Origin of the sequence: Xanthomonas sp. SHU 166 (assembly GCF_000364685.1) — a bacterium.
Classification (GTDB): Bacteria; Pseudomonadota; Gammaproteobacteria; order Xanthomonadales; family Xanthomonadaceae; genus Xanthomonas_A; species Xanthomonas_A sontii.
Genome location: NZ_AQOJ01000851.1, coordinates 1 through 7,167 on the forward strand (window position 1 = coordinate 1; position 7,167 = coordinate 7,167).

The following is a 7,167-nucleotide window of genomic DNA, read 5'->3' on the forward strand; positions in this document are numbered from 1 at the left end:
GATCGGCGCCAGCACCGTGGCGAAGCGCAGCTGCGTACGCGCGGTGTCCAGCGCCGCGCGTTGCGCGTCGCGGCTGGCCAGCGCCTGCTTGTAGGCAGCCTGCGCATCGTCCACATCCTGCTGCGCGGCCAGCCGGGTCTTGCCCAGGGTGCGATAGCGCTCGGCGCGCAGCGTGGCGGCGGCGAGCGTGGCCTCGGCAGTGGCCAGGTTGGCCTGCGCCTGGTTGGCCGCGGCCTGGTACAGGGTCGGCTCGATCTGGAACAACGGCTGCCCGGCCCGCACCGTGGCGCCCTCCTCGAACAGCCGCTGGCGCAGGATGCCGCTGACCTGCGGCCGCACCTCCGATTCTTCCGAGGCCACGGTACGCCCGGCCAGTTCCACGCTCAGCGGCACGCTCTGCGGCTGCAGGGTCACCACCTCCACCGTCTTCGCTGCCGGCGCCGGGGCCTTGCCTCCCCCCTTGCAGCCGGCGAACGCGAGCACGACGACGGACAGCAGCAACGGCAGCGCGCGGCGGCGCTGGACGAAAGGCGCGGGCATGCGCTTGATCCTGGGGACGGCGGGGAGGATCATTTAATTTACTCAAAGACAAAAAAACAATCATGAAGGGAAGCACAACCCTTCGCCGCCAGAATGCGCAAACTGCGACGGCGACGGCCGAGCCGGCGACAACTGTCGTGCCCGCGCGCCCGCGTGGACGGCCGGCACTGGCGCGGCCACGCCTGCTGGCAGCGGCACGCACCCTGCTGCTGGAACACGGGCTGGACGTGTCGCTGGAACAGATCGCCAGCCAGGCCGGGCTCACCCGGCAGAGCCTGTACAACCATTTTTCCAGCAAGGCCGAGCTGCTGATGCAGGTGTTCGAGGCGCTGGGCGAGGAGCTGCAGACCCGGCTGGAGAACATCGGCAGCGCCACCGCACAGGATCTGCCGGCGACCCTGCGGCAGATCGCGCTGACCGTGCCGGCGCACCTGTACGCGCCCGACGCCTTGCGCCTGCATCGCCTGCTGGTGCAGGCCAGCGCGCAGATGCCGGACCTGCTGCAGTCGCTGCACCAGCGCCGCGCCGGCCGCCTGCGCGAGCGCCTGAGCGCCTTGCTGCAGACCCTGCACGCGCGCGGCGACGTGCAGGTCGCACGCCCCACCCTCGCCGCCACCGCGTTCATCGGCGCCACCTTCGGCTATGCCTATCCCGGCGCGATGCTCAACGGACAGGCGCCGGACGCGGCCGCGCAGCAGGCGCTGGCGAAGGAAGTGGTGGCGACCTTCCTGGCCGCCTGGCGCTATCGCGGCGCGACCGCGCCCTGAGCGCACGCGCCGGCCCCGCTCAGGAACTGCACGACAGCATCGAACAGCCAGCCCGGCTGCGCGCCCAGTCCGGACGCTTCGCCGCGAAGGCCTCGCGCCCGGGCTGCTCGTCGTAGGGACGCCGCATCACCTCCAGCAGCTCGTCGATGCCGCCGGTGTCGCCCTGCTCGGCGCGGTCGATCGCCTGTTGCGCCAGGTAGTTGCGCAGCACGTAGCGCGGGTTGGCCGCGCGCATCCGCTCCGCACGCACGGCGGCGGGCAGCGGATCCTGCTGCAGGCGCTGCGCATAGCGGGCCAGCCAGGCCTCGAACGCCGGCGCCTGCGCCGCCAGCTTGTCCGGGTCGTAGAACGCGTCGGCCAGTGCCGCCAGGGCCTGCGCCGGCGTCCACGGCGGCAGCGGCAATGCGCTCAAGCCGCGGAACCACAGGGTCATGTCGACCTCGCCCTGCTGCAGCAGATCCAGCAGGTCGCGCATCAGCGCCACATCGGCGTCGCCGCAGGTCGCCAGGCCGAGCTTGGCCGCGATGTTGTCGCGCTCGGCCTGCGCATACTCCGCGCGGAACCGCTCCAGGCCGTCGTGCAGTGGCGCGACGTCGTCGAACAGCGGCGCCAGCGCCTGCGCGAGCCGGCCGAGGTTCCAATACGCAACCTGCGGCTGTGTACCGAAGCGGTAGCGGCGGCCCTGCGCATCGGTGGTGTTGGGCGTCCAGTCCGGGTCGTAGTCGTCGACCCAGCCGTAGGGGCCGTAGTCGATGGTCAGGCCCAGGATCGACATGTTGTCGGTGTTCATCACCCCGTGCACGAAGCCGACCCGCATCCAGTGCGCCACCATGCGTGCGGTGCGCGCACAGATCTCGGCGAACCAGGCCGCATCGCGTGCGCCACCGGTGCCGGACAGCTCCGGGAAATCGCGTGCGATCACCAGATCGGCCAGGCGCCGCAGCAAGGCGGTGTCGCTGCGCGCGGCCGGCAGCTCGAAACTGCCGAAGCGCACGAACGAGGGCGCCACCCGGCACACCACCGCGCCCGGCTCGGCGCGCGGGTGGCCGTCGTAGAACATGTCGCGCACCACCGTCTCGCCGGTGCCGACCAGGCTCAGCGCACGTGTGGTCGGCACGCCCAGGTGATGCATGGCCTCGCTGCACAGGAACTCGCGGATCGACGAGCGCAGCACGGCGCGGCCGTCGGCACCGCGCGAATACGGCGTGGGCCCGGCGCCCTTGAGCTGCAGCTCCCAGCGCCGCCCGTCCACGCCCAGCGCCTCGCCCAGCGAGATCGCGCGGCCGTCGCCGAGTTGTCCGGCCCAATGCCCGAACTGATGCCCGCCATAGTTCGCCGCATAGGGCTGCATGCCCGGATAGCGCGCATTGCCGGCGAACACCGCGGCGAACTCCGGCGCCCGCACCTCCTGCTCGGACAGCCCGAGCAAGGCGGCCACCTCCGGCGAATACGCAAGCAGCCGCGGCGCCGCGACCGGCGTCGGCTCGACCGGCGACCACAGCGCGCCCAGCACCTCGCGGCGCCGCGGACCGGTTTCCGGGTCGCCAGGCAGTTCGGCGACGAAACGATTGTCGAAACGCAAGGAGGGCATGGGAGACAGCGTAGAAGCCGCAGGCTTCATTGGAAAGTCCGCGAGGTGAGCATCCAGTGCACGCCAGGTATCGCGAGAGCCCGAAAAGCCCCTCTCCCCCCGGGAGAGGGGTTGGGGTGAGGGTACGACCACCGCGAACCCAGCGTACGCGCAGTAACCCCCGCTTTGACCAATCCCCACTCCCCAACCCCCACTCCCCACTCCCCACTCCCCACTCCCCACTCCACGCCCCACCTCCACTCGCCGCCGACACCCCCATGCGGCATGCTCCGCGCTCCTCTCAGGGATCGCCCATGTCCGACCGACCGTCTTCGCCCCGCTGGCCCCGCAACGCCCTGATCGCCCTGTCCTCGCTGCTGGTCTCGGCCTGCAGCAGCCTGTTCTTCGGCGGCCTCAACGCCAGTTCCTCGCGGCATGGCCTCCACGAGCAACGCGGGATCGTCTACGACGCGGCGCATGGCCTGGCACTGGACGTGTACCGCCCCGCCGGGGTGGAGCACGCGCCGGTGGTGGTGTTCTTCCACGGCGGTACCTGGAAGACCGGCGACCGCCAGAACTACCGCTGGGCCGGCGAAGCCCTGGCGCGGCACGGCGTGGTCGCGATCGTGCCGGACTACCGCAAGTATCCGCAGGTGACCCTGGACGGCTTCATGCGCGATGCCGCCACGGCGGTGGCCTGGAGCCAGCGCCATGCCGCCGACTACGGCGGCGATCCGCAACGGCTGGTGCTGATGGGCCACTCCGCCGGTGCGCACATCGCCGCGCTGCTGGCGACCGACGGTCATTGGCTGCAGGCGCAGGGCCTGTCGCCGCGGCAACTGTGCGGTCTGGTCGGGCTGGCCGGCCCCTACGACTTCCTGCCGCTGACCGATCCGGACCTGATCGGCATGTTCGGCCAGGACCCGGCGCAACAGCGGCGCTCACAGCCGGTGAACTTCGTCGACGGCGACGAGCCGCCGGCGCTGCTGCTGCACGGCGACGCCGACACCGTGGTGGAGCCGCACAACAGCCAGTCGCTGCAGGCCGCGCTGCAGCACGCCGGAGTGCAGGCGGAACTGAAGACCTATCCCGGCGTCGGCCACATGCGCCTGGTGCTGGCGCTGCGCAAGGACGACCCGGCGCTGCCGGTCATGGCCGACAGCATCGCCTTCGTGCGCGCCTGCCCGGCACGTCCCACCGCCCGCTGACCCGGACGATGCGGACGGAACTCAGCCGTCCGCGCTGCCGAGCAGTTCGAATGGACCACCCTGCTGCAGCGCGCGCTGATAGGCGGGGCGCTGCTCGATCCGCTGCACGAACCCGGCCAGGTTCGGATGCGTCTGCAGGCCGATGCGCGCCGCGGCGGCCTGCACCGGGAAGCTCATCTGCACGTCCGCGGCGGTGAAGCGGTCGCCGGCGAACCAGCCGGTCTCGGCCAGTTCGCGCTCCATCCAGTCCAGGTGCAGGCGCACCTGCGGACCGACGAAACCATGCATCGCCTTGTCGACGATGGCCTTGGCGATCGGCCGCGCGAAGAACGGCATCTTCGCCGAGCGGATCCGCCCGAACACCAGGCTCATCAGCAGCGGCGGCATCGCCGACCCCTCGGCGTAGTGCATCCAGTAGCGGTAGCGCAGGCGCTCGGGCGAATCCAGCGGCTGCGGCGCCGGCGACAGCGTGCTGCCGGTGTCGTAGCGGTCCACCAGATAGTCGAGGATGGCCCCGGACTCGGCGAGGACGTGACCGTCGTCCACCAGCACCGGCGACTTGCCCAGCGGATGGATCGCGCGCAGCTCCGGCGGCGCCAGCATGGTCTTGGGATCGCGCTGGTACTTGATCACCTGGTACGGCAGCGCCAGTTCCTCCAGCAACCACAGCACGCGCTGCGACCGGGACTGGTTGAGGTGATGCACGGTGATCATGGCGACGGCTCCGGAGCTCGGGGGCCGCCATGGTAGCCGGATGCAGGTGTGAACCCGCGCATGCAGGGCATGGTCGCTGCATCTGGCGCCATGGCGACGGCGCCGCGATCAGCGGGAACCCGCTGTCCGAAAAAAGAAACACCCAAACAAAAACGCCGGAAGCTTGCGCTCCCGGCGTTCGGCACCTTGCGGTGGCAGACGTCCTTAGACGGCCTGCACCTGGTCAGCCTGCATACCCTTCTGGCCCTGCACGGCGACGAAGGTCACCTTCTGGCCTTCCTGCAGCGACTTGAAGCCGGTGCCCTGGATCGCGCGGAAATGCACGAACAGGTCCGGGCCGCTTTCCGGGGTGATGAAGCCGAAGCCCTTGGCATCGTTGAACCACTTCACGGTACCGTTCTGACGCTCAGACATTTGCTAACTCCTGAAACATTGAATTGAAGAAATCGCAGCCATCGGAAATCGAGGCCGAGACTGAGTTGCAGGCGTTAGTAAAGCGAGCGGAACGATGAAGTGGATCGTGAGATCTACTGCACCAAGCCACGATTCACGGTGACTCTAGCAAACACAGTGGGGCCACCATACGCGGGTCGTGATCAAAAAGCGACATGTTTGTGTAGACAAACCGGGATCCACCACAAGGAAGCTGAACCTCACCCTAAAGTTAACGCCGGCGCTGCCGATCCGCCTGCCGATCCGCGGAAACTGCGCAAATCCGCCCTGGATCCGGACAACGGCGACTGAGCCTGCGACCACGCGGGAGGTGGCCGTGGCTCCCCCTCCCCCCGCCCCGGCCACGGGTCGGACACGCGCCCCCCCGGCCTCGATTCTCCCGCTTCCCCACAAGTCCCCGGCCAGGGGCGGCCCCACACCGTATCCTAGTGCGCCCTCGATCCCGGTAGCCGCATGGCCCTCACCGCCACCCTCCGCAAGGCGGAGCTGCAGATTTCCGACATGGACCGCGGCTACTACGCCGCCCATTCCCTGACCCTGGCGCAACACCCGTCCGAAACCGATCAGCGGCTGATGGCGCGCCTGCTGACCTTCGCCCTGTACGCCGAGGAGCGCCTGCTGTTCGGCAAGGGCCTGAGCAGCGACGACGAACCCGACCTGTGGCGGATGGACTACACCGGCGCGATCGAGCAATGGATCGAGGTCGGCCAGCCCGACGAGTCGCGGGTACGCAAGGCCTGCGGCCGGGCGCGCTCGGTGGTGGTGGCCAACTATGGCGGCCGCGCCGCGGACATCTGGTGGGACAAGAACGCGTCCGCGCTGATCAAGCTCAAGCCGGTACAGGTGATCGACCTGCCGGCCGACGCCGTCGCTGCGGCGGCCGAGCTGATCCAGCGCAGCATGCGCTTCGACGTGGTGATCCAGGACGGCGAGGTGCAGTGGCTGGGCGACAGCGGCAGCTTCGCCTTCACCCCCACGGTGCGCAAAGCCGCAGCATGAGCGCCGGGACCGCTCCCCTCCGCACCGATGTCGTGGTACTCGGCGCCGGCGCCGCCGGGCTGATGTGCGCGATCGCCGCCGGCCAGCGCGGGCGCCGGGTGCGGGTGATCGACCATGCCAACAAGGTCGGCAAGAAGATCCTGATGTCCGGCGGCGGCCGCTGCAACTTCACCAATACCGGTACCGGCCCGGGCAACTTCCTGTCGGCCAACCCGCACTTCTGCAAGTCGGCGCTGGCCCGCTACCGCCCCACCGACTTCATCGACCTGGTCGAGCGCCACGGCATCGCCTATCACGAGAAGGAACTGGGGCAGTTGTTCTGCGACGTGTCCTCCAAGCAGATCGTGCGCATGCTGGTGGACGAGTGCGCCGCGGCGGGGGTGACGGTGCGCACCGACTGCAGCGTGCGCGCGGTGGAACGCGGCAGCGAGGGGTTCCGCCTGGACACCGACGATGGCCCGGTGCATGCGGCCTCGCTGGTGGTGGCGACCGGCGGCCTGTCGATCCCCAGCCTCGGCGCCAGCGGCTTCGGCTACGAGCTGGCGCGGCAGTTCGGCCACGCGGTGCTGCCGACCCGCGCCGGGCTGGTGCCGCTGACCCTGAGCGGCAAGCACCAGGAACGCCTGCACGACCTGTCCGGCCTGGCGCTGCCGGTGGAGGCCAGTTGCAACGGTGCGCGCTTCCGCAACTTCATGCTGATCACCCACCGCGGCGTCAGCGGCCCGGCGATCCTGCAGATCTCCTCGTACTGGCAACCGGGCGACGACCTGCGCTTGGACCTGTTGCCGGGGCAGGACGCCGCGACCTGGCTGCGCGAACAGAAACGCCTGCGCGGCGCCGCCGAGTTGCGCACGGTACTCGGCGAGGCACTGCCGCGCCGCTTCGCACAACGCCTGTGCGAGGTGTGGCTGGCGGG

General features: G+C 70.0%; 8 protein-coding genes. 4 read left to right on the top strand and 4 right to left on the bottom strand.

Annotated features, from left to right (window positions below; translation table 11 throughout):
* The coding region (locus D180_RS19400) for an efflux RND transporter periplasmic adaptor subunit (protein ID WP_017914081.1) at positions 1-540 on the bottom strand (540 nt) is incomplete at its 3' end.
* A 137-nt stretch (positions 541-677) separates the two neighbouring features.
* Between D180_RS19400 and D180_RS19405 the strand changes: the two genes are divergently transcribed.
* Complete coding sequence (locus tag D180_RS19405; protein WP_017914082.1) at positions 678-1,307, top strand: TetR/AcrR family transcriptional regulator; 630 nt, start codon at positions 678-680, stop codon at positions 1,305-1,307.
* Positions 1,308-1,326: 19 nt separating this feature from the next.
* Here D180_RS19405 and D180_RS19410 read toward each other — a convergent pair whose 3' ends face one another.
* Entirely contained in the window at positions 1,327-2,898 is a 1,572-nt protein-coding gene (locus D180_RS19410; RefSeq protein WP_017914083.1) for a YdiU family protein, read from the bottom strand.
* Between the two features lie 293 nt (positions 2,899-3,191).
* On the opposite strand from D180_RS19410, the gene D180_RS19415 reads away from it, so the two are divergent.
* A complete protein-coding gene (locus tag D180_RS19415) occupies positions 3,192-4,085 on the top strand; it encodes an alpha/beta hydrolase (RefSeq protein WP_017914084.1) in 894 nt (297 codons plus the stop codon).
* Between the two features lie 21 nt (positions 4,086-4,106).
* Here D180_RS19415 and D180_RS19420 read toward each other — a convergent pair whose 3' ends face one another.
* Positions 4,107-4,799: a glutathione S-transferase gene (locus D180_RS19420; protein WP_017909326.1), complete on the bottom strand. Its 693-nt coding sequence runs from the start codon at positions 4,797-4,799 to the stop codon at positions 4,107-4,109.
* Between the two features lie 204 nt (positions 4,800-5,003).
* Positions 5,004-5,213 (bottom strand): cold-shock protein, encoded by a 210-nt coding sequence (locus D180_RS19425; RefSeq protein ID WP_017909327.1) that lies wholly within the window; start codon positions 5,211-5,213, stop codon positions 5,004-5,006.
* Positions 5,214-5,705: 492 nt separating this feature from the next.
* Between D180_RS19425 and D180_RS19430 the strand changes: the two genes are divergently transcribed.
* On the top strand, positions 5,706-6,251 hold the full coding sequence (locus tag D180_RS19430) for a YaeQ family protein (RefSeq protein ID WP_017909328.1): 546 nt from the start codon (positions 5,706-5,708) through the stop codon (positions 6,249-6,251).
* Positions 6,248-7,167, top strand: a 920-nt coding sequence (locus tag D180_RS19435; protein WP_017914085.1) for an aminoacetone oxidase family FAD-binding enzyme, incomplete at its 3' end; no start/stop codon positions are given. The genes D180_RS19430 and D180_RS19435, both read left to right, overlap by 4 nt.